This is a genomic window from Mesorhizobium sp. LMG17149, assembly GCF_024518695.1.
Classification (GTDB): domain Bacteria; phylum Pseudomonadota; class Alphaproteobacteria; order Rhizobiales; family Rhizobiaceae; genus Mesorhizobium.
The window spans coordinates 264,441-284,237 of sequence record NZ_JANIFL010000002.1; the positions used below are offsets into that span (position 1 = coordinate 264,441).

Here is a 19,797-nt window from a genome sequence, read left to right on the forward strand (position 1 = left end):
TGGCGATTACTGCGCGATCGGCGCGTATTTGCCGTCATGCCACTGGTTGATGTCGTAGCTGGCATTCTTGAGGTCGCCCTTCTCGTCGAAGGTGACATCACCGACAACGGTGCTGATCGGCGTACCGTTCTTCAACGCTTCGGCAACCTTGGCCGGGTCGTCGCTGCCGGCACGCTTGATGCCTTCGGCGAAAGCCTGGATGGTGGCGTAAGAGAACAGCGTGAAGCCCTCCGGCACGAAGCCGCCGGCCTTGATCTTCTCGACGGCTGCCTTGGCTTCCGGCTTTGCCTGTGGATCCGACGGGAAGACGAACATGGTGCCCTCGCCGGCCGGGCCGGCAACCTGCCAGAATTCGGGCGAGGCGATGGAGTCCGGCATGATCAGCTGGAACTTCAGGTTCTGTTCCGCCGACTGACGCAGGATCAGGCCGGCTTCAGGATGATAGCCGCCGAAATAAACAACGTCGGCCTTCAGATCCTTGAGCTTGGTGACGAGAGCCGAATAGTCCTTCTCGCCAGCGTTGATGCCGTCATAATAGACCTCCTTGAGGCCGCCGGCATTCATCGTTGCCCTGACGGCGTCAGCCACGCCCTGTCCGTAGGCGCTCTTGTCATGCAGGACGACGACATTCTTGCCGGCAAACTTCTTGGCGATCCATGGGCCGATGAAGGCGCCCTGCGCATCGTCTCGCGTATAAAGGCGCATGATCGTCGGCCAGCCGGCCTTGGCTGCCGCATCGGTCAGCACCGGGTTTGACGAGGCCGGGCTCATCATCAAGGCGCCGGCTTCGGCATAGACAGCTGATGCCGGAATGCTGGAACCCGAGCAGGCATGGCCGTCGATGAACTTGACGCCATCGGCGACGACGCGGTTGGCAACCGACACGGCCTGCTTGGGATCGCATTGGTCGTCTTCGATGCTCAGCTTGATCTGACGACCGTCGACACCGCCCGCGGCGTTGATCGCATCGGCGGCAGCTTGTGCGCCCTGCTTGAACTGATCGCCGATGGTGGCGAGCTGTCCGGTCATCGGGCCGACCACCGCAAAGGTGATGTCGTCTGCGAATGCGACCGGCGTGCTCAACATCAGGCCGAATATGGCCGCGTTCAAAATACTCAATTTTTTCATGATGGTAGAACTCCTCCACTCACGCGCGGCCGCCCCGGCCGCGCTTCTTCCAGAGAGGCCGGACAATTTCATCCTTCATTCGGCCTGTCTAGGCGCATTGGCGCCGCTCGATTGGGCCTGCAAGACGTCATCCACGCAAAAAGCCACGCCAGCCTTGTTCCGGCTGGTCGCGGCTTTTTTGCCCGTCGAGCAATCTCCAGGCGCCCCCGCGCCTAAAAATCCGCTCAGCTTCCCTGTGTCGCGCACGACTGGGCCTTGCAGCCTGCCGCGTTCTTTCCCTTGCCTTCGTGACCGTCTTGCGCGGCCTTCAATTTCGCCGGGTCTGGCCGTCTGTGCGGCTTTGATCCCGGAGCTTCCCTGTCTTCGATGGATCTGTTTGCGATTGGCAGATTTCAGTGCATGGTCATCCATTCGCGGGCTTCGCGCAGCGCCGTGGCGATCTCGACCTTCGACATGGCGGCCGACAGTTCCGAGCGCAGCTCGGCGGCGCGGGCCGAGCCCTTGATAGCGGCGATGTTGAACCATTTGTGGGCGGCAACGACGTCGGTCTCGCAATCGCGGCCGGTCGCATACATCATGCCCAGTTCGAAAAGGATGTCGGCCTGGGCAGTTGCTCCCATGGCGCCGAAACCTGCTTCAAGCATTTCAAAACGTGCCATTTCAATCCCCTGTTTTCCGGCCCTGTCAGGCTCCCGAGAGCTGCCTTCTTTCGTCTTGCCGGCTGCTCTTCCGATGCTTTCGAGAATGCCGTGCAGGCTTGAATCCGTCGTTAAATGGCGTGCTTAATTTGAGGAAAACAAAGCTAAAACAAGAGGTAAACGCCGAAATTCGTTAAGGATACAAACCCAGCAATTCAGCCTGCTTGCCTCAAATTTGACGAAAGTTTTCTCGCGCGGGGGCAAGACTTCGCTAACCACGGCGAACAAAGGCGATGCGCCGATCGTTTCATTTCATCGTCGAGGAGGCGCTTTCAGGCGGCTGCAAAATCCCAAAGTCTTCCGCTACGGCACCGCTTTTGTTTTGCCGGGAGCTGGATTAGCTTACGTTTGCGTAAGCGGCAGACCGGCGAGGCGGAGCATCCGGCCGGACATCCACAGGGAGGAAGACATGTTTCGAAAACTGAGCCTGGCCCTTGCGGCCACATTGATCGTGGCGAGTGCGGCATGGGCCGATCCGATCGAAGGCAATTGGAAGACGCAGGCCGGCGAAACCGCGGCCATCGCCGGCGGCGGCTCGTTTTCCATCACGCTCAAGTCCGGGAAATATGCCGGCAAGACCATCGGCTCGCTCAAGGCGACAGGCGACAACAAATATGCCGGCAACATCACCGATCCGGCAAACGACAAGACCTATTCGGGCAAGGCGACATTGTCGGGCAGCTCTCTCAAGATGAGCGGCTGCGTGCTCGGCGGACTGATCTGCAAGAGCCAGACCTGGCACAAGCTCTGATCGAGCGCATCCTTGCGACATGATGACGGGGCCTCGACGGGCCCCGTTTTCGTTTGTCGACACATCCTGCGCCGATGATGCTCGATACCCACCGGCGGCTATCCAAACCGACGCCGGCGCCGTCGAAACCCGTCAATCATCTTGAACGGCAGATGAACGCCGGCATCAGAGCCGGTTCAGTTGCATCAGGGCATTCTCCGGCGTGTTGAAGGAGACCGACCCAATGCTTGCTCGCCGCTTCACCATCGTCTGCCTGCTGGTGAGCCTGTTTGGAATGTTCTTCGCCATCCTCGTCGCCGAAGCGGGCCGTCCGGCCCGCGCCTGGGACGAAGCCAGTTCCAGAACCTGCCGCCTCGCCTGCCCCACCCATCTTCGCAACTGACCAAAGAAACCAAGACCTCGAAAGAAAAGCTGAACGCCATGAACCGCATCGCCGCCAACACTCTCAAGACCCTTCGGCTTCTGCCGCGGGCGGCGCTTATCCTGACGGTGCTGGCCGCTCCGGTTCTGGCCGTGCCGATGATGCGCACTGACGCCGGCTCGACGATCGACGCACCAGCCCTGAAGAAGTCCGGCGTCGGCTTTGTGCTCCTGGTCAGCCTGCAGCGCGGTTGAAGAAAAACGGCGCTTTGGCCGCCTTCGGTCGCGACACCCCTCCCAAGTGCCGATCCAAGTCTCTATATTGAGCCATGGAAAAGCGAATCTACCCACAAGCCATCGAATCTGTCGTCATGCCGGAGCCTTTTGGCCGGCAAAGCTTTGATAGCGCCGAAAAAGCAGTCAAGGCACTGCAGGCGCTTTACGACCGCAACACCAAATTCCTGCGCGACTCCTTTGCAGAGCTGGCGGCAGCAGGCGGCGACAATGGCAAGCGCTACCGGGCCTTTTATCCGGAGATCGGTGTCACCACCAACTCGTTCACCCAGATCGACTCGCGCCAGGCCTATGGCCATATGCCGACGCCCGGGCATTTTTCCACCACCATCACCCAGCCGGGCCTGTTCGAAAGCTACCTCGTCGAGCAGTTGCGCCTGATCATGCGCAATCATGGGGTTGCGGTCACGGTGTCGGAATCGACCACACCCATCCCGCTGCATTTCGCCTTCCTTGAAGGCACCCATGTCGACGGCGCGACGGCAGAGCGCATCAAGCGGCCGATCCGCGACCTGTTCGACGTGCCGGATCTCGATGGCACCGACGACCAGATCGCCAACGGCACCTTCGAAGTCGCCTTTGGCGAGCCGAGGCCTCTGGCGCCCTTCACGGCGCAGCGCATCGATTATTCGCTGCACCGGCTGTCGCACTATACGGCAACCACGCCGCAGCAGTTCCAGAACTTCGTGCTGTTCACCAATTATCAGTTCTACATCGACGAGTTCGTCGCCCGTGCCCGCGACCTGATGGCCAATGGCGGCGGCGGATACACGGAGTTCGTCGAGCCGGGCAATGTCATCACCAAGAGCGGGCAAAGCGCGCCCAGCGAAGGCGTTGCACCGCCGCGCCTGCCGCAGATGCCGGCCTATCACCTGAAGAAATCGGGACATGGCGGCATCACCATGGTGAATATCGGCGTCGGGCCTTCCAACGCCAAGACCATCACCGACCATATTGCGGTGCTGAGGCCGCATGCCTGGGTGATGCTCGGCCACTGCGCCGGCCTGCGCAACACCCAGGCGCTTGGCGACTATGTGCTGGCGCATGCCTATGTGCGCGAGGACCATGTGCTGGACGACGATCTTCCGGTCTGGGTGCCGATCCCGCCGCTTGCCGAGATCCAGGTGGCGTTGCAGGAAGCCGTCGCCGAAGTCACCGGCCTTACCGGCTATGACCTGAAGCGCATCATGCGCACCGGCACCGTCGCCACCATCGACAATCGCAACTGGGAACTGCGCGACCAGCGTGGCCCGGTCCAGCGTCTGTCGCAATCTCGCGCCATCGCACTCGACATGGAATCGGCGACCATCGCCGCCAATGGCTTCCGCTTCCGTGTTCCCTACGGCACGCTGCTGTGCGTTTCGGACAAACCGCTGCATGGCGAGTTGAAGCTGCCCGGCATGGCGACCGAATTCTACAAGCGCCAGGTGGCGCAGCACCTGACCATCGGCATCAGGGCGATGGAGAAGCTCGCGGAAATGCCGATGGAGCGGTTGCATTCGCGCAAGCTCAGAAGTTTTTCGGAAACGGCGTTCCAGTAGGCCGATGCCACGCATCGCGGCGGCATTTCTCATCTTGATTGGGCCGCATTTCTGCCGATAAGCAGGCGGCATGGAGAGAGCGAGCCTCGGGACATTGCTGATTTCGGTTGCATTCCTGGCAATGCTGGCCTGTTCGATCGCTCTGGTGGCCGGGTTTTTCGGAACGCTGCATCCCGCCTTCGATTCCTTCTCGCATTTCCGCGTCCACCTTGCCGTGCTGATGGCTCTTTGTGCGCTGCCGCTGCTGGCCACGACATTTCGCCTGCAGGCGGCCGTGGCACTGCTTTTTGCCGTGGCGGCCTTCGCCACCACTTCCGGGTCGCTGTCCTTCTCCCGCCTGTGGCCGGTTCAGGCCGCCTATGAAGCCAAGAACGACGACCGCGCGATCTACAAGCTGCTGCAGATGAACCTGCGCTACGACAATCCGACGCCGAAGAAGGTGCTGTCGCTGATCGGCCGGACCAATCCCGACGTGATCACCCTCGACGAGGTATCGGCGATGTGGGCGACCGAGCTTGGCTATATCAGCAGCGCCTATCCATACCGGATCCTCTGTCCCTATCCCAACGGGATATTCGGCGTCGCGCTGCTCTCGCGGAGGCCCTTTGCCGCGGGCACCGAGGCGCGTTGCGAAAGGCGCGGCGCCATGGCGACAGCGACCGTCGACTTCGGCGGCATCGACGTCGATGTCGCGGCGATCCACCTCAGTTGGCCGTGGCCACGCGAGCAGTACTGGCAGATCGGCGAGTTGACGGAGCCGCTTTCCGCGCTCGGCGAGACGGCCATCATGGCGGGCGACTGCAATGCCGCGCCATGGAGTGCCGCCGTGCGGCGGGTCGCGGCGCTTGGCGGGCTGACCGTGATGCCGTCCGCCGGCCCGACCTGGATCCACATCAAGCTGCCGGACTTCCTGCGGCGCTTCGCCGGCCTGCCGATCGACCAGGTTTTCAGCAAGGGCGGCGTGACCATCCATTCCGCGACACGGCTGGAGGACACCGGCTCGGATCACCTTCCGGTCATGGTGGAGTTCTCGCTCAGGCTGAACCAGCAAAAGCCGCTCGATGAACATGAAACCGCGACCGCGGCCATAAGCCAGACCGGCAAGACGCCAGGCTGAAGGATCAGGGCCTGACCAAAGCGATGACGAGATGCTGGACATGGCCGCCATCGCGATGCTCGCGCGCATCGAAAGCGAGCTGCTTGGCCTCATATACGGCATTGGTGGCCTTGATACGTCGCTGTGCCTCGCGACGTGTCTTGTAGCAGAACCGGTCGTCGGCAATCCTGAGGCCGGAGATCGATCTTTCCGTGGCCCGCATCATCTCCCTGGCGATGCGGCCATGGGTTTCCTCATGGGCGCGGACGCCGGCGAAGAACCGCGTCCATCGCTTCCGGAGCGTCGGCGTGGTGGCCGAGGCGACACGCGGAAACGTATAGAAGAGATTGAGCGTGCCGTTGGCGCGCCGCAAGCGGCAAACGCCATTGTCCTGGCTGGTGTCAAGGTCCCAATCCACTGCGTAGCCGGTCAACGCGATGGCGTGCGTCATGAAGCCGTGCTTCGGCCCCTTGCGGTCCATAGCCTGCATCAGCGCCAGCCCCGTGGTCCCGGTGATGTCGTAGGTCCGCGTCTTGACCACCACCCTGGTGCCGGCCGAGGCCGCCGAAGCCAAACCGAACAGCGCAGCGATCGCCACAAGGCATGCCAGAACCGCCAGGCGCATTGGCCATCTCCTTATCGTCAAGGAATGGAACCATAAGCGCGCGGCAGTTTCAACAGTCCTAATGTTTCACATGCCACGGGAGACCCGAGCCGTCGTCGGGGCTTTGCACGCTGTGGCCGGCGCGAGCCTACATGCCCTGGTAGACCGGGCCTTCTCCGCCTTGCGGCGGCACCCAGTTGATGTTCTGGTTCGAGTCCTTGATGTCGCATGTCTTGCAGTGGACGCAGTTCTGCGCGTTGATGACGAAGCGCACATCCTTGGCCGTGGGATCGGCGGCGGCATTGCCGTCCTTGTCGACCCACTCGTAAACCCCGGCCGGACAGTAACGCGTCGAGGGGCCCGCAAAGACATCGTGCTCGGACCGCTTCTGCAGTTCCATGTCGCCGACAAGCAGGTGGACCGGCTCGTTTTCCTCGTGATTGGTGTTGGACAGGAACACCGAGGACAGCCTGTCGAAGGTCAGCACGCCATCGGGCTTCGGATAGGCGATCTTCTTGTGCCGGGCGGCAGGCTCGAGCGTCGCATAGTCGGCCTTGCCATGCTTCAGCGTGCCGAAGGGCGAGACACCGAACAGCGTGTTCAGCCACATGTCGAGGCCGCCGAGGCCGACACCGACGATCGTGCCGAAGCGCGACCACAGCGGCTTGACGTTGCGCACCTTCTTCAAATCCTTGCCGATGTCGGTCGCGCGCCAGGCTTCCTCGTAGGAAGCGAGTTCGTCGTTGGCGCGCCCGGCACCGATCGCCTCTGCGACATGCTCGGCCGCCAGCATGCCGGACAGCACGGCATTGTGCGAGCCCTTGATGCGCGGCACGTTGACGAAGCCCGCCGCACATCCCATCAGCGCACCACCGGGGAAGGAGAGTTTCGGCACTGACTGCCAGCCGCCCTCGGTGATGGCGCGCGCGCCATAGCCGAGGCGCTTGGCGCCGTCGAAAGTCCCGCTGATCGCCGGATGGGTCTTGAAGCGCTGGAATTCCTCGAAGGGCGACAGCCAGGGGTTCTTGTAATTGAGGTGGAGGACGAAGCCGACCGCCACCTGATTGTCCTCGAGATGGTAGAGGAACGAGCCGCCGCCGGTCTTCAAGTCAAGCGGCCAGCCGAAGGAATGCTGGACCAGGCCCGGACGGTGGTTCTCCGGCTTGACCTGCCAGAGTTCCTTCAGGCCGATGCCGTATTTGCCCGGTTCGCGGCCATCGGAAAGCTTGTATCTGGCGATCAACTGCTTGGCGAGCGAGCCGCGAGCGCCCTCCCCGATCAGCACATATTTGCCCATCAGCGCCATGCCGGGTGCGAAACCCGGACCGTGCGTTCCGTCCTTCTCGACGCCCATGTCGCCGGTGACGACACCGGTGACGGCGCCTTGCTCATTGTAGAGCAGGCCGGCGGCGGCAAAGCCCGGATAGATCTCGACACCGAGCGCTTCGGCCTTGGTCGCCAGCCAGCGGCAGACATTGCCGAGCGAGACGATGTAGTTGCCATGATTGTTCATCAGCGGCGGCATCAGCATGTTGGGCAGGCGAAACGAGCCGGCAGGACCAAGGACCAGGAAATGGTCCGATGTGACCCGCGTCTTGAAGGGATGGCCGTCCTCGTCGCGCCAGCCCGGCAAGAGCCGGTCGATGCCGATCGGATCGACAACGGCGCCGGAGAGGATATGGGCGCCGACCTCACCGCCCTTCTCCAGGACGACGACCGAAAGCTCGGGATTGACCTGCTTGAGGCGGATGGCGGCGGCGAGGCCCGCCGGTCCGGCACCGACGATAACCACGTCGAATTCCATGCTTTCGCGTTCGATGTCGCTCATCAACCCCTCCGCACTGGCTTATCCCATTCGGGTATCTTGCTGGCTCCCGCGCTGCATAGCGCATCAATTGACGACAGGAAACCGGCGCATACGTGACAATGCCGTTTTGGCCAAAAAGTCGCGCATTGCGAGGCTGGAAGACTGCTTTTCGCCCGGCATTGCCTGCGAGGCGCGCGTTTTTAATTGTTCGACGGCTTGCTTATCGGCCATACTTCACGCCATGCGCATTCCTGGGCCAGCCGGCTTTTCATCCACGCGCTTTCTTTTCCCGCCCGGCCGGATCCGCCGGGCGCTCCTTTTGGCCCTTCTGATGCTGGCGCCGCATCACGCTGCCGCCGACGAAGTGAAGGTCTGGGCGGCAGGCGCCTACTCCTTCTCCGACGAGCTTGGCGGCTTCCACATCACCGGCGCCTCGGGCATCGGAACGAAGGACGATCCTTTCGTCATCACCGAAGAGCTGAATTCGTCAACGCCGGTGACGCTGACGATCCGCACGACAAAACCGATCCAGGCATTCGGCAAGGCCGGCGAATTCGCCAACGGCATGATGTATATGCGCATCGAGGTGCTCAACAACAGCGGCCAGGCCTGGGTCGAATTCCAGTTCGAATTGCAGGAGATCCTGAATCGACCGAGCGTGTTCGGCGACGGGCTTTCCTTCGACCAGCGCAACAAGACGCCAGACAATATCTTGTCGAGCAATTTCGCCGATTTCGATCGCGATTTCGAACCCTATGACCGGCTGCTGTTCAGGAATGGCAAGGTCGACCCGCTGAAAACCGCCAGGTTCGAATTCCTGATGACTGATTACACGCCGCGCTGGACGTTTTACCTCGTGCAGGATCCACGCATACCGACGGGATGAGGCGCGGATGCGGGGCGCGCTCTCCCCCCTCGAGGGGCGGCACGACCGGACGCGACTCCCCTTCGCCGACAGAGGAGGTTGACGCTCTACGCGCGACGACCCCCTCTGGCCTGCCGGCCATCTCCCCCTCAAGGAGGGAGATTGGCTGTCATCACCGCTTTCGCCAATCACAAACTTGCAAATCGTGCTCGCGCGGATGAATGTGCCGGCATGACTGCCGCTTCCCCAAACAACAGACCTGACATCGCCGACTTGCTGGCCTTTTATGCCAGCGTGGGCGTCGACGAGGCGCTTGAAGACCAGCCCGTGAACCGATTCGCCGAGGTTGCGCCAAAGCCCATGGAGCGCGCGGCGGCGTCTTCGGGTGATATCGCCGCACCGCAGCGTTCGACGAATATGTCTCGCCCCGAACCAGGTGACAGATCAAGTGCGCCGCCGGTTGCGCGCCCAACGTCGGCCACCGTTCCCGACGAAGCGCAGGCGGCACTGGCTCGCCAATTGGCGACGACAGCAACGACGCTGGACGAGCTTCGCCAGCACATGGCGGCATTCGAGGGCTGCAATCTCAAGGCCACCGCCAAGAGCCTGGTGTTCGCCGACGGCAACCCGGACGCCGCCGTGATGCTGGTCGGCGAGGCACCCGGCCGCGACGAGGACATCGAGGGCCTGCCCTTCGTCGGCCGATCGGGCCGGCTGCTCGACCGCATGCTGGCGGCGATCGGGCTCGACCGTACTTCAGTCTATATCGCCAATGTCATTCCCTGGCGGCCGCCGGGCAATCGCACGCCGACGCCGCACGAAACCGAGATCTGCCGGCCGTTCATCGAGCGGCAGATCGAACTGGTCAATCCGAAGGTGCTGATCAACCTTGGCGGCCCGTCAGCCAAGACCTTGCTCAACACCTCGGAAGGCATATTGCGGCTGCGCGGCAACTGGCGCGCCCACACGACGGCGTCCGGCATCGCCATCCCGGCCATGCCGACGCTGCATCCGGCCTATCTCCTGCGAACCCCGTCGCACAAGAAGCTGGCGTGGCGGGATTTTCTCGAAGTCAAGGCGAAGCTGCGCGCACTTGGGTGATTGGCCAGTCTCCTCCACGAAGGGGGAGATTGGCTGTCATCTCCGCTTTCGCCAATCTCCAATGTGGATAGGCGAACGCCGGCAAGAACTATGACCTCAGACGTAATTGAAATGCCCCCCTCTCCCAGTCTAACCATGCCCTCATGACAACAGCCCAAACCTCCGCCGGCAGCCTCATTCGCGAGTGGCGCACCCGCCGCCGCATGTCTCAACTCGACCTCGCCATGGAGGCCGAAATCTCGCAGCGGCATCTGAGCTTCGTCGAAAGCGGCCGCGCCGCGCCCTCACGCGACATGGTGCTGCATCTGGCCGAGCAATTGTCGATACCGCTGAGGCAGCGCAACCAGTTGCTGCTCGCCGCCGGCTTTGCGCCGAGCTTCGGCGAGCGCTCATTGACCGACACCACGATGGCGCCGGCGATGGCGGCGGTCGAGATCGTCCTCAAAGGCCACGAGCCTTTCCCGGCACTCGCCGTCGACCGCCACTGGAACCTGGTTTCGGCCAATGCCGCCATTGCCCCCTTCCTTGCCGATGTCAGCGAGGCTTCGCTGCTGACGCCGCCGGTCAACGTGCTTCGCCTCAGCTTGCATCCCGGCGGCATCGCGCCACGCATCGTCAATCTCCAGGAATGGCGGACGCATCTGCTCGAGCGCCTGAAACACCAGAATGACGCGAGCGGCGACGCGGTGCTGATCGAACTCGAGCGTGAGTTGAGGACTTATCCGTCCGGCTTGAAAGGCAGCCGGCCGGTGTCGGTAGAGCCGAACCCCATCGTGCACCCGCTCAGGCTTGCGCACGGCGACCAGGTGCTGTCGTTCATCAGCACCATCACCGTCTTCGGCACGCCGCTCGACGTGACCCTGTCGGAACTGGCGATCGAATCGTTTTTTCCAGCCGATGAGCAGACGAGAACGGTGTTGGTGCGGTTGGCGAAGGAGCGGGCCGAGCTGTCGTAATCACCCTTCAGGCAAAGATGCCTTGCGCGTGCGGGTGCGCTCCAGGCCAAGCTGGCGTTCGCGCCAGATGATGAAAATGCCGGCGGCGACGACGATCAGGCCGCCGACAAGCATATGGAGCGTGGCGACGTCGCCGAAGACGAGATAGCCGACGACGACGCCGAGGATCATCGACGTATATTCGAACGGCGCCACAACCGAGGCTTCGGCATGGCGATAGGCTGCCGTCATCAGGATCTGGCCGAGGCCGCCGCAGAAGCCGGCGGCAACAAGAAGAGCCGCCTGGAGCGGCGTCAGCGCCTGCCAGCCGAATGGCAGCGACAGCAGCGACATGACGCTCGCCGTCACCGAAAACCACAGCACGATGGTCGCTGTGCGCTCGCTTTGCACGAGATTGCGCACCAGGAGCATGGCGACGGCCGAGATCGCCGCGGCGACAAGAGCGGCGATGACGCCAAGCACTTCCTGATCGTCGAGCGCCTCGTCGGAACTCAGCAGCGTCAGTTCCGGCCAGGAGATGATCAGCACGCCGACCAGGCCGACCGCGACCGCACTCCAGCGATAGACACGGATGGCCTCGCCGAGGAAGATGGAGCTGAACACCACCACCAGCAGCGGCTGCGCGTAATTCAGCGTGATCGCTTCCGGCAGCGGCAGCCGGGTCAACGCAAAAAAGCCGAGCCCCATGGCGCAGACGCCGACCAGGCCGCGGGCGATGTGGTTGAACGGACGGTTGGTGGTGAAGGCAGTGCCGAGTTCCTTCCTGAAGGCCAGGAAGGCGATGATCGGGAAGATAGCGAAGAAAGAGCGGAAGAAGACAATCTGGCCGGCCGGAACCGTGCCTGCGGCTTTGATGCAGGTCTGCATGCCGACGAAGACCGCCACCGACACGATCTTGAACATGATGCCGGTTAGCGTGTTGTGCCCGCCGGCATCACCGCTGGCTGTGGCCGGGGGGCTGCCGGGGCCTGCTGTCACGCTCCCGACGCTTCTCGGATGGTCGCCCAGATACGCGCCGGCGTTGCCGGCATATCGATGTGCTTGACGCCATAGGCGCGCCAGAGCGCGTCAGTCACCGCATTGAGTGCCGCCGGGGTCGAGCCGATGGTGCCGGCCTCGCCCGCGCCCTTGATGCCGAGTGCATTGGTGGTCGAAGGCACGTTGCGGGTCTCGAAATGGAAGAACGGGAAATTGTCGGCGCGCGGCATGGCGTAATCCATGAAGCTCGCCGTCAAAAGCTGTCCGTCCTCGCCATAGATGGTGTCCTCGGTCAGTGCCTGGCCGATGCCTTGCACGACGCCGCCATGCACCTGGCCGGCGAGCAGGATCGGGTTCACGGTGACGCCGAAATCGTCGACGATGGTGTAGCGGACGATCTCGGTCGCGCCGGTGTCGGGATCGATCTCGACCTCGCAGATATGAGTGCCGTTGGGATAGGTGCATTCGTCCTGCACGAACTCGCCAAAGCCCTTGAGATCATCCGGCGTCTTGGCGGCCTTGGCGATGGCGGAAAAATCGATCGAGCGATCGGTGCCGACGATGCGGGCAACACCATCAGACAGCTCAATGTCGCCGGCCGAGGCTTCAAGCTCGTCGGCGGCGATGCGCTTGATCTTGTTGGCCAGATCCTCGCCCGCGCGGGAAGCCGATACACCCCCCAGCGGTATGGAGCGCGAGCCGCCGGTGCCGCCGCCGGCTTTCAATTCATCGGTATCGCCCTGGCGGACATGGATCTTGTCGATGTCGAGATTGAGCTTTTCCGACAGGAACTGGGCATAGGCGGTGGCGTGCCCCTGTCCGTTGGTCTGGGTGCCGATCTTCAGCGTCACCGTGCCATCGCCGTTGAGTTCGACGAAGGCCGGTTCGGAGCCCGGAAAGGCACAGGCCTCGATATAGGTCGCCATGCCGAGGCCGCGGATTTTTCCGCCGGCCTTCGATTGCGCCAGCCGCTCGGGAAACGCTTTCCATTCGGATTGCTCAATAGCGCGCTCCATATGGCCTTCGAATTCACCGGTGTCGTAGAGGCGGCCGGTTTGCGTCCGGTAGGGAAATTGCTCCGGCCGGATGAAGTTGCGGCGGCGGATCTCCTCGACAGGCAGGCGGAGATCGTGGGCGCAGGCATCGACCAGCTTTTCCAACAGGAACGCCGCTTCCGGCCGGCCGGCACCGCGATAGGCATCGACCGGGCAGGTGTTGGTGTAAAGGCCGGTCACCGAGACATCGAGCGCCTGGATATCGTAGACACCGGTCGACATGGTGACGCCGATATAGGGGATGAACGGGCCGTATTGCGAGATATAGGCGCCGATGTTGGCGAGCAGGTCCACCTTCATGCCGAGAAAGCGGCCGTCCTTGTCCAGCGCCATCTCGGCCGTGACGAAATTGTCGCGGCCTTGCGCGTCGGTCAGGAAGTGCTCCGTGCGGTCACCGGCCCATTTCACCGGGCGGCCAAGCCGCTTTGCCGCTTCCAGCACCAGCGGATATTCGCGGTAGACGAAGCTCTTCGGCCCGAAACCACCGCCGACATCAGGCGTGATGACGCGCAGCTGGTCCTTCTTGATCTTGAACACGCTGGCCAGGATATACTGCATGGAGTGCACGCCTTGCGACCCGGTGGTCAGCACGAAGCGCTTCTCCTCGACGTTCCATTCGCCGATCGCGGAGCGCGGCTCCATGTAGTTGCACACCAGCCGGTTGTTGACGAACTCGATGCGGGTGACATGGGCGGCCTTGGCGAAAGCCGCTTCGGTCTTTTTCTTGTCGCCCATGTGGTAGCTGAAGGCGCGGTTGGAACCAAGCTCCGGCCAGACCAGCGGCGTGCCTTCGGCCAATGCCGTTGCCGTCCCGGAGGCCGCATCTTCGCCGTCATAGTCGACATCGATCAGTTCGGCGGCATCCTGCGCCAAGGCTCGGCTGTCGGCGACGACGAAGGCAACGGCATCGCCGACATAGTTGACGCGGTCGCCGCACAGGATCGGGATGTCGCGCGTCGGAGCCTTGGTGCCGTCCGGCTGTTCCTGCATGACGCCGGATTTCAGATCGCCGAGATGGGCAAGATCCTTGCCGGTCAGCACCAGATGAACGCCAGGTGCCGTCTTCGCCGCCTCGGTCGAACCGATGGTGAAGCTGGCCTTGGCGACCGGCGAGCGCAGGACATAGCCATGCAGGACGCCAGCCGGCTGGATGTCGTCGGTATAGCGGCCCTGGCCCTGGATGAAGGCGGCATCCTCGCGCCGCAGCACGGATGCGCCCATGCCGAATTTCGGTGTGACGACGGTCATGGGTGCCTCGTGATGATGACAGGAGAAGGAACGCCTGAAATAGGCATTGCCTCAGTTTTGTCGAGGGGCCGTTTCGTGTAAAGAGCGCGGACTTCAAATTTCTTGGACCAGCGGACACAATCCGCCGCCAACGCAATCGACAGGAAAACCCACGGAATGCGCACGGACACCGGCCAGGTCTTCAAACTCGAAGACTATCGCCCCAACGACTACCTCATTCCGAAAACCGACCTTACCTTCCGCCTTTCGCCAAACGCAACGCGTGTCACCGCCGTCCTCACGATAGAGCGCCGTGACGACGTCTCCGTGTCGGCACCGTTGGTGCTCGACGGCGACGGGCTGACGCTTAAGCGCATCGAGATCGACGGCAAGAAGGTAAAACCGGCGGATCTGCTGGCGACGCCTGACCAGCTGACCATCCTCAAGCCACCGGCGGCGCGTCGCTTCCAGTTGCTCATCGAGACCGAGGTGGCGCCGGCGGGCAACGAAGCCCTGATGGGCCTCTACCGCTCGAGCAATGTCTACTGCACGCAATGCGAAGCGGAGGGCTTTCGCCGCATCACCTATTTCCTCGATCGTCCCGACATCCTGTCCGTCTACACGGTGCGCATCGAGGCAATGCGTGACGAAGCGCCGCTGCTCCTGTCCAACGGCAACCCGGTCGACAGAGGCGACCTCGGCGACGGCCGGCACTATGCCGTGTGGCACGACCCTTTCCCCAAGCCGTCCTATCTGTTCGCGCTGGTGGCCGGCAATCTCGGCCGGCTTGCGGACAGTTTCGTCACGCTATCGGGCCGCACGGTCGAACTCGGCATCTATGTCGAGCCCGGCAAGGAGAAGCTGGCCGGCTACGCGATGGATGCCCTGAAGCGGTCGATGAAATGGGACGAGGAGGCATTCGGCCGCGAATACGATCTCGACGTCTTCAACATTGTCGCCGTGTCCGACTTCAACATGGGCGCGATGGAGAACAAGGGCCTCAACATCTTCAACGACAAATATGTGCTGGCCGACCGGGAGACCGCGACGGACGCCGATTTCGCCAATATCGAGGCGATCATAGCGCACGAGTATTTCCACAATTGGACAGGCAACAGAATCACTTGCCGCGACTGGTTCCAGCTCTGCCTGAAGGAAGGCCTGACGGTTTTCCGCGACCACGAATTCTCCGCCGACCAGCGCTCGCGCGCGGTCAAGCGCATCGCCGAAGTGCGCACCTTGCGCGCCCACCAGTTTCCCGAGGACCAGGGTCCGCTGGCGCATCCGGTGCGGCCGCGCCGCTACCGCGAGATCAACAATTTCTACACTGCGACGGTCTACGAGAAAGGCTCCGAAGTGGTGCGGATGATCCGCACAATTCTCGGTGCCGACGTCTTTCGCGCCGGCATGGACCTCTATTTCGAGCGACACGACGGTGACGCGGCGACGATCGAGGATTTCATCAAGGTGTTCGAGGATGCGTCCGGCCGCGACCTGTCGCAGTTCGCGCTCTGGTATCATCAGGCGGGCACACCGAACCTGACGATCAGTTCGACGCACAATCCGGCGGCGCAGGAATTCACGCTCGAAATCGAGCAGTCGGTGCCGCCGACACCCTCCGAAAGCCGCAAGCGGCTGATGCACATCCCGCTGGCTTTCGGCCTGATCGGCGCCGGCGGCAAGCCTGTGCCGTATAGCGGCGTCGAAGGCGCCAGCGTCGAGGACGGCGTCATCCATATCCGCAAACGTCGCCACATGGTGCGGTTTTCAGGCGTCACCGAGCGCCCGGCCGTGTCGCTCAACCGCGGCTTTTCGGCGCCGGTGACATTGTCCGTCGAGCAGAAAGCCGACGACCAGTTCTTTCTCGCCCGCCATGACAGCGACGCCTTTTCGCGCTGGCAGGCCTTCAATACATTGCTGACCGATGCACTGATCACCGCCTTCCGCGAGATCCTCGGCGGCAAGCAGCCGGCCTTTGCACCGCGGCTGATCGAACTCGCCGGCAGCATCGCCGGCGACGAGACGCTGGAGCCGGCCTATCGAACACTGGCGCTGGCATTGCCCGGCGAAGCCGACATCGCCCGCGACATCGGCCGGAACATCGACCCCGATGCTATCTATGCGGCTCGCGAGGCACTGGCTTTGGCGATCGGCACTGCGAACCGGGACGTTTTTTCGGGCCTTTACCGCGGCCTTGCCGACAAAGCAGCGTTCAGCCCCGACGCGGCGAGCGCCGGACGACGCGCCTTGCGCAACACCTTGCTGGATTATCTGTCGCTGCAGCCGGGCGGAGCAGCACTCGCCGCCGGGCATTTCCAGTCGGCGACCAACATGACCGACCGCGCGGCAGCACTTGCCGTGCTCGCGCATCGTCACCACGGTTCGCCCGAGGCGGTCGAGGCGCTGGCGGCTTTCGAGACGACCTATGGGTCCGACCCGCTGGTCATGGACAAATGGTTCCAGATCCAGGCCAGCGTTCCGGGACCGCAAACCGTCGACACCGTGAAGGCCCTGACCAACCACCCGGCCTTCTCGATGGGCAATCCGAATCGAGTTCGCTCGCTGATCGGCACCTTCTCCAGCGCCAACCAGACCGGCTTTCATCGTGCTGACGGCGAAGGCTACTGGTTCTTTGCCCAGACTGTGCTCGAGGTTGAAAAGCGCAACCCGCAAGTGGCGGCCAGGCTGGCGACGGCGCTCAGATCGTGGCGTTCGCTCGAACCTTTGCGGCAAGCCAAGGCAAGGGAAGCGCTGCTGTCGATCGCCGGCGCCGAAAACCTGTCGGCGGATCTGCGGGATATTGTCGAGCGCACGCTGGCTTAGGAGCCTTTCCTAGCTACCGGCGCCTGGCATAGCGTCGGTAAAAGCGATTATTTTAGTCGATTTTTAATCTTTTTTGGCCGGACCACTGGACAAGGCGAATCACCTTTGATTCTTTACTGACGATTCGGATGTGCGGCGTTTGCCGGATCACCAAGCAGCATAGGCAAATTCGGGGAGTGCCATTTATGGCGAAGGCGGACGCGTGGGGCGCGCCCGGAGGGACGGCTTTTGCGCGTCGCGAGACGCGCGGCGACGGTCTTGCCGGGAATACGCGGCTCATCGCCGAACCGGCCTACCGGCGGCTTCTGGCCGCCGAGCCGCTGCTGCGCCGATCAATACCCGTCCTCATCATCACCTTCCTGATCGTCATCGCGGCGCTGCGCGTGCTGTCACTGATGAACGAGCGTGACGATGTCGAGCGCAATGCCAAGGCGATCCTGACGCTGGCGGCGGGCCAGCTGGCCAGTTCGCTCGCCACCACCTCGGAAACGGTGCCCGGTGCCATACAGGATCTGCTGGAGACCACCAGCCGTCAGGGCGCGATGGGCCGCAGCCATGTGCTTGTCATCACCGACAGCGCTTTCAAGATCGTCGCGGTGACGCCGCGCTCAATGCCATGGCAGGGCCATTCGCTCGACGGCCTCGTCGAGGGCGGCCAGCCCTTGTTCATGTTCGGCGATCGTGCCGGCGTCATGGACGTCAACATCGACGGACGGGATTGGTACGCGGCGGTCAGCCTGGCGGATGGCGGAAAGGGCGCATCGGCGGCCCTGGTGCCACAGGACGCGGTTTTCGATGCCTGGCGCAAGACCGTTTCACTGAACGTCACCCTGTTCGTGCTGACGGCCGGCGTGCTGATCGTCATCCTCTACGCTTATTTCGGCCAGGCCGCGCGTGCGCAGGCGGCCGACCGCATCTATCTCGAAGCGCATCAGCGCATCGATATGGCGCTGGTGCGCGGCCGCTGCGGCCTGTGGGACTGGGACATGGTGCGCGGCAAGATGTACTGGTCGCGCTCGATGTACGACATGCTCGGCTACAAGCCCTGCGACACGATGCTGTCCTTCGGCGAGGTCGATCAGATCATCCATCCCGAGGACGGCGACCTGTTCGAACTCGCCAACAGAATTGTCGCACGCGAGATCGATCATATCGACCAGGTGTTCCGGATGCGGCATTCCGACGGCCAATGGGTCTGGATGCGCGCACGGGCACAGGTCATCGATCCGGAAGCGCCGGAGATCCAGCTGATCGGCATTGCCGTCGACGTCACCGAACAGCGTCATCTGGCGCTGCGTTCCGAGGCTGCCGACCTTCGCCTCAGGACGGCGATCGAGAACATCAACGAATCCTTCGTGCTGTGGGATTCGACGCAGCGCCTGATCATGTGCAATTCCAAATACCAGCAGGACAATGGGCTTTCGGACCGCGACGTGATGCCGGGCACCGCGCGCGCGGCGCTGGAAGAACGCATGCTGGCCTTTGCTTCCGAACGGCGGCTCGCCCACACCAGCGGCCTGCAGGGCGGCGCCACTTTCGAGCGCCAGCTGGCCGATGGCCGCTGGCTGCAGGTCAACGAACTGAAGACCCGGGACGGCGGCATCGTCTCGGTCGGCTCGGACATCACCCAGATCAAGCTGCACCAGGAGAAGCTGGTCGACAGCGAGCGCCGGCTGATGGCGACGATCCATGATCTCAGCCTGGCGCGGCGGGCCGAAGAGGAGCGTTCGCGCGAACTGGTCGACCTCAACCGCAAATACATGAAGGAAACCGAACGCGCCGAAGCGGCGAACCGGGCCAAATCCGAATTCCTGGCCAACATGTCGCATGAGTTGCGCACGCCGCTGAACGCGATCATCGGCTTCTCCGAACTGATGGAACAAGGGCTGTTCGGCCCGCTCGGATCGGAGCGCTACGAGGAATATGCCACCGACATCAACAGCAGCGGCAAATATCTGCTGGGCGTCATCAACGATATTCTCGACATGTCCAAGATCGAGGCCGGCCAATTCTCGCTGGACCGGGAAGAAATCGACCTCGGCCCGCTCATCAGCGAAACCGTACGCGTCGTTTCGCTGCAGGCGGCGCAAAAGGCCATCACCGTGGAAACGCGCATTGCCGATGCGCTGACGCTGGTCGCCGATCGCCGTGCGATCAAGCAGATCGTCATCAACCTTTTGTCCAATGCGGTGAAGTTCACCGGCCAGGGCGGCCACATATCGGTCAGGGCCCGCAACACATCCGGCGCGCTGGTGCTGACGATCGAGGACAATGGCTGCGGCATCCCCAAGGATGCGCTCGGCAAGCTCGGACGACCTTTCGAGCAGGTGCAGAACCAGTTCTCCAAGAGCCATGCCGGGTCCGGCCTTGGTCTTGCCATCTCACGTTCGCTGGCCGAACTCCAGGGCGGCGCGCTAAAGATCCGGTCGAGCGAAGGAGTCGGCACGATCGTGTCGGTGCGCATCCCGGTGAAGAAGGCCGCGCCGGCGATCAAAGCCGCAGCCTGAAGATTT

At 62.8% G+C, this 19,797-nt stretch carries 18 protein-coding genes; 10 read left to right on the forward strand and 8 right to left on the reverse strand.

Annotation, left to right across the window (positions count from 1 at the left end):
* Positions 1 to 6 precede the first annotated feature (6 nt).
* The 3 genes from NP945_RS04605 to NP945_RS04615 all read right to left on the reverse strand — a co-directional run bounded on the left by NP945_RS04605 (position 7) and on the right by NP945_RS04615 (position 1,787).
* Positions 7 to 1,128, reverse strand: a complete 1,122-nt coding sequence (locus NP945_RS04605) for an ABC transporter substrate-binding protein (RefSeq protein WP_127270990.1) — start codon at positions 1,126 to 1,128, stop codon at positions 7 to 9.
* A 75-nt stretch (positions 1,129 to 1,203) separates the two neighbouring features.
* On the reverse strand, positions 1,204 to 1,539 hold the full coding sequence (locus tag NP945_RS04610) for a hypothetical protein (protein WP_256745686.1): 336 nt from the start codon (positions 1,537 to 1,539) through the stop codon (positions 1,204 to 1,206).
* A complete protein-coding gene (locus NP945_RS04615) occupies positions 1,521 to 1,787 on the reverse strand; it encodes a sel1 repeat family protein (RefSeq protein WP_013532614.1) in 267 nt (88 codons plus the stop codon). Before NP945_RS04615 ends, NP945_RS04610 begins: the two co-directional genes overlap by 19 nt.
* 448 nt (positions 1,788 to 2,235) lie before the next feature.
* Between NP945_RS04615 and NP945_RS04620 the strand changes: the two genes are divergently transcribed.
* The 5 genes from NP945_RS04620 to NP945_RS04640 all read left to right on the forward strand — a co-directional run bounded on the left by NP945_RS04620 (position 2,236) and on the right by NP945_RS04640 (position 5,889).
* A complete protein-coding gene (locus tag NP945_RS04620; protein ID WP_127270988.1) occupies positions 2,236 to 2,577 on the forward strand; it encodes a DUF2147 domain-containing protein in 342 nt (113 codons plus the stop codon).
* Positions 2,578 to 2,800: 223 nt separating this feature from the next.
* Positions 2,801 to 2,959, forward strand: coding sequence for a hypothetical protein (locus NP945_RS04625; protein WP_023812838.1), 159 nt, complete (start codon positions 2,801 to 2,803; stop codon positions 2,957 to 2,959).
* 38 nt (positions 2,960 to 2,997) lie between these two features.
* Positions 2,998 to 3,192 carry a hypothetical protein gene (locus NP945_RS04630; protein WP_127270986.1) on the forward strand — a complete coding sequence of 65 codons (195 nt, stop codon included), beginning with the start codon at positions 2,998 to 3,000 and terminating at the stop codon, positions 3,190 to 3,192.
* 116 nt (positions 3,193 to 3,308) lie between these two features.
* On the forward strand, positions 3,309 to 4,772 hold the full coding sequence (locus tag NP945_RS04635) for an AMP nucleosidase (protein ID WP_245486076.1): 1,464 nt from the start codon (positions 3,309 to 3,311) through the stop codon (positions 4,770 to 4,772).
* 70 nt (positions 4,773 to 4,842) lie between these two features.
* Positions 4,843 to 5,889, forward strand: coding sequence for an endonuclease/exonuclease/phosphatase family protein (locus NP945_RS04640; RefSeq protein ID WP_256745687.1), 1,047 nt, complete (start codon positions 4,843 to 4,845; stop codon positions 5,887 to 5,889).
* Between the two features lie 4 nt (positions 5,890 to 5,893).
* On the opposite strand, the gene NP945_RS04645 is transcribed toward NP945_RS04640, so the two are convergent.
* The 3 genes from NP945_RS04645 to NP945_RS04655 form a co-directional block, all read right to left on the reverse strand.
* Positions 5,894 to 6,493 (reverse strand): DUF922 domain-containing protein, encoded by a 600-nt coding sequence (locus NP945_RS04645; protein ID WP_256745688.1) that lies wholly within the window; start codon positions 6,491 to 6,493, stop codon positions 5,894 to 5,896.
* 127 nt (positions 6,494 to 6,620) lie between these two features.
* Complete coding sequence (locus NP945_RS04650) at positions 6,621 to 8,300, reverse strand: electron transfer flavoprotein-ubiquinone oxidoreductase (RefSeq protein ID WP_256745689.1); 1,680 nt, start codon at positions 8,298 to 8,300, stop codon at positions 6,621 to 6,623.
* Positions 8,301 to 8,363: 63 nt separating this feature from the next.
* A complete protein-coding gene (locus NP945_RS04655; RefSeq protein WP_155930595.1) occupies positions 8,364 to 8,510 on the reverse strand; it encodes a hypothetical protein in 147 nt (48 codons plus the stop codon).
* Positions 8,511 to 8,520: 10 nt separating this feature from the next.
* Here NP945_RS04655 and NP945_RS04660 point away from each other — a divergent pair, with 10 nt between their 5' ends.
* From NP945_RS04660 to NP945_RS04670, 3 genes are all read left to right on the forward strand, one after another.
* Positions 8,521 to 9,165, forward strand: a complete 645-nt coding sequence (locus NP945_RS04660) for a hypothetical protein (RefSeq protein ID WP_256745690.1) — start codon at positions 8,521 to 8,523, stop codon at positions 9,163 to 9,165.
* Positions 9,166 to 9,375: 210 nt separating this feature from the next.
* Positions 9,376 to 10,245 (forward strand): uracil-DNA glycosylase family protein, encoded by an 870-nt coding sequence (locus NP945_RS04665; protein ID WP_256745691.1) that lies wholly within the window; start codon positions 9,376 to 9,378, stop codon positions 10,243 to 10,245.
* A gap of 143 nt (positions 10,246 to 10,388) precedes the next feature.
* Entirely contained in the window at positions 10,389 to 11,201 is an 813-nt protein-coding gene (locus NP945_RS04670; protein ID WP_127270977.1) for a helix-turn-helix domain-containing protein, read from the forward strand.
* Here NP945_RS04670 and NP945_RS04675 read toward each other — a convergent pair whose 3' ends face one another.
* Together NP945_RS04675 and NP945_RS04680 are read right to left on the reverse strand one after the other, a co-directional pair.
* Entirely contained in the window at positions 11,202 to 12,179 is a 978-nt protein-coding gene (locus NP945_RS04675; protein ID WP_256745692.1) for a DMT family transporter, read from the reverse strand.
* Positions 12,176 to 14,482, reverse strand: coding sequence for a xanthine dehydrogenase family protein molybdopterin-binding subunit (locus NP945_RS04680; protein WP_256745693.1), 2,307 nt, complete (start codon positions 14,480 to 14,482; stop codon positions 12,176 to 12,178). The genes NP945_RS04675 and NP945_RS04680 overlap by 4 nt, the downstream gene beginning before the upstream one ends.
* Positions 14,483 to 14,638: 156 nt before the next feature.
* Between NP945_RS04680 and pepN the strand changes: the two genes are divergently transcribed.
* Both pepN and NP945_RS04690 read left to right on the forward strand, forming a co-directional pair.
* On the forward strand, positions 14,639 to 17,284 hold the full coding sequence (gene pepN / locus NP945_RS04685) for an aminopeptidase N (protein WP_256745694.1): 2,646 nt from the start codon (positions 14,639 to 14,641) through the stop codon (positions 17,282 to 17,284).
* Positions 17,285 to 17,469: 185 nt separating this feature from the next.
* Complete coding sequence (locus NP945_RS04690; protein WP_128288782.1) at positions 17,470 to 19,791, forward strand: PAS domain-containing sensor histidine kinase; 2,322 nt, start codon at positions 17,470 to 17,472, stop codon at positions 19,789 to 19,791.
* The last annotated feature ends 6 nt before the right edge of the window (positions 19,792 to 19,797 follow it).

Coding starts and splice junctions, on each gene's coding strand:
- NP945_RS04615 (WP_013532614.1), bottom strand. CDS start 1,787: ATGGCACGTTTTGAAATGCTTGAAGCAGGTTTCGGCGCCATGGGAGCA.
- NP945_RS04605 (WP_127270990.1), bottom strand. CDS start 1,128: ATGAAAAAATTGAGTATTTTGAACGCGGCCATATTCGGCCTGATGTTG.
- NP945_RS04670 (WP_127270977.1), top strand. CDS start 10,389: ATGACAACAGCCCAAACCTCCGCCGGCAGCCTCATTCGCGAGTGGCGC.
- NP945_RS04640 (WP_256745687.1), top strand. CDS start 4,843: ATGGAGAGAGCGAGCCTCGGGACATTGCTGATTTCGGTTGCATTCCTG.
- NP945_RS04665 (WP_256745691.1), top strand. CDS start 9,376: ATGACTGCCGCTTCCCCAAACAACAGACCTGACATCGCCGACTTGCTG.
- NP945_RS04620 (WP_127270988.1), top strand. CDS start 2,236: ATGTTTCGAAAACTGAGCCTGGCCCTTGCGGCCACATTGATCGTGGCG.
- pepN (WP_256745694.1), top strand. CDS start 14,639: ATGCGCACGGACACCGGCCAGGTCTTCAAACTCGAAGACTATCGCCCC.
- NP945_RS04610 (WP_256745686.1), bottom strand. CDS start 1,539: ATGGATGACCATGCACTGAAATCTGCCAATCGCAAACAGATCCATCGA.
- NP945_RS04655 (WP_155930595.1), bottom strand. CDS start 8,510: ATGGCCGATAAGCAAGCCGTCGAACAATTAAAAACGCGCGCCTCGCAG.
- NP945_RS04690 (WP_128288782.1), top strand. CDS start 17,470: ATGGCGAAGGCGGACGCGTGGGGCGCGCCCGGAGGGACGGCTTTTGCG.
- NP945_RS04660 (WP_256745690.1), top strand. CDS start 8,521: ATGCGCATTCCTGGGCCAGCCGGCTTTTCATCCACGCGCTTTCTTTTC.
- NP945_RS04630 (WP_127270986.1), top strand. CDS start 2,998: ATGAACCGCATCGCCGCCAACACTCTCAAGACCCTTCGGCTTCTGCCG.
- NP945_RS04635 (WP_245486076.1), top strand. CDS start 3,309: ATGCCGGAGCCTTTTGGCCGGCAAAGCTTTGATAGCGCCGAAAAAGCA.
- NP945_RS04680 (WP_256745693.1), bottom strand. CDS start 14,482: ATGACCGTCGTCACACCGAAATTCGGCATGGGCGCATCCGTGCTGCGG.
- NP945_RS04645 (WP_256745688.1), bottom strand. CDS start 6,493: ATGCGCCTGGCGGTTCTGGCATGCCTTGTGGCGATCGCTGCGCTGTTC.
- NP945_RS04650 (WP_256745689.1), bottom strand. CDS start 8,300: ATGAGCGACATCGAACGCGAAAGCATGGAATTCGACGTGGTTATCGTC.
- NP945_RS04625 (WP_023812838.1), top strand. CDS start 2,801: ATGCTTGCTCGCCGCTTCACCATCGTCTGCCTGCTGGTGAGCCTGTTT.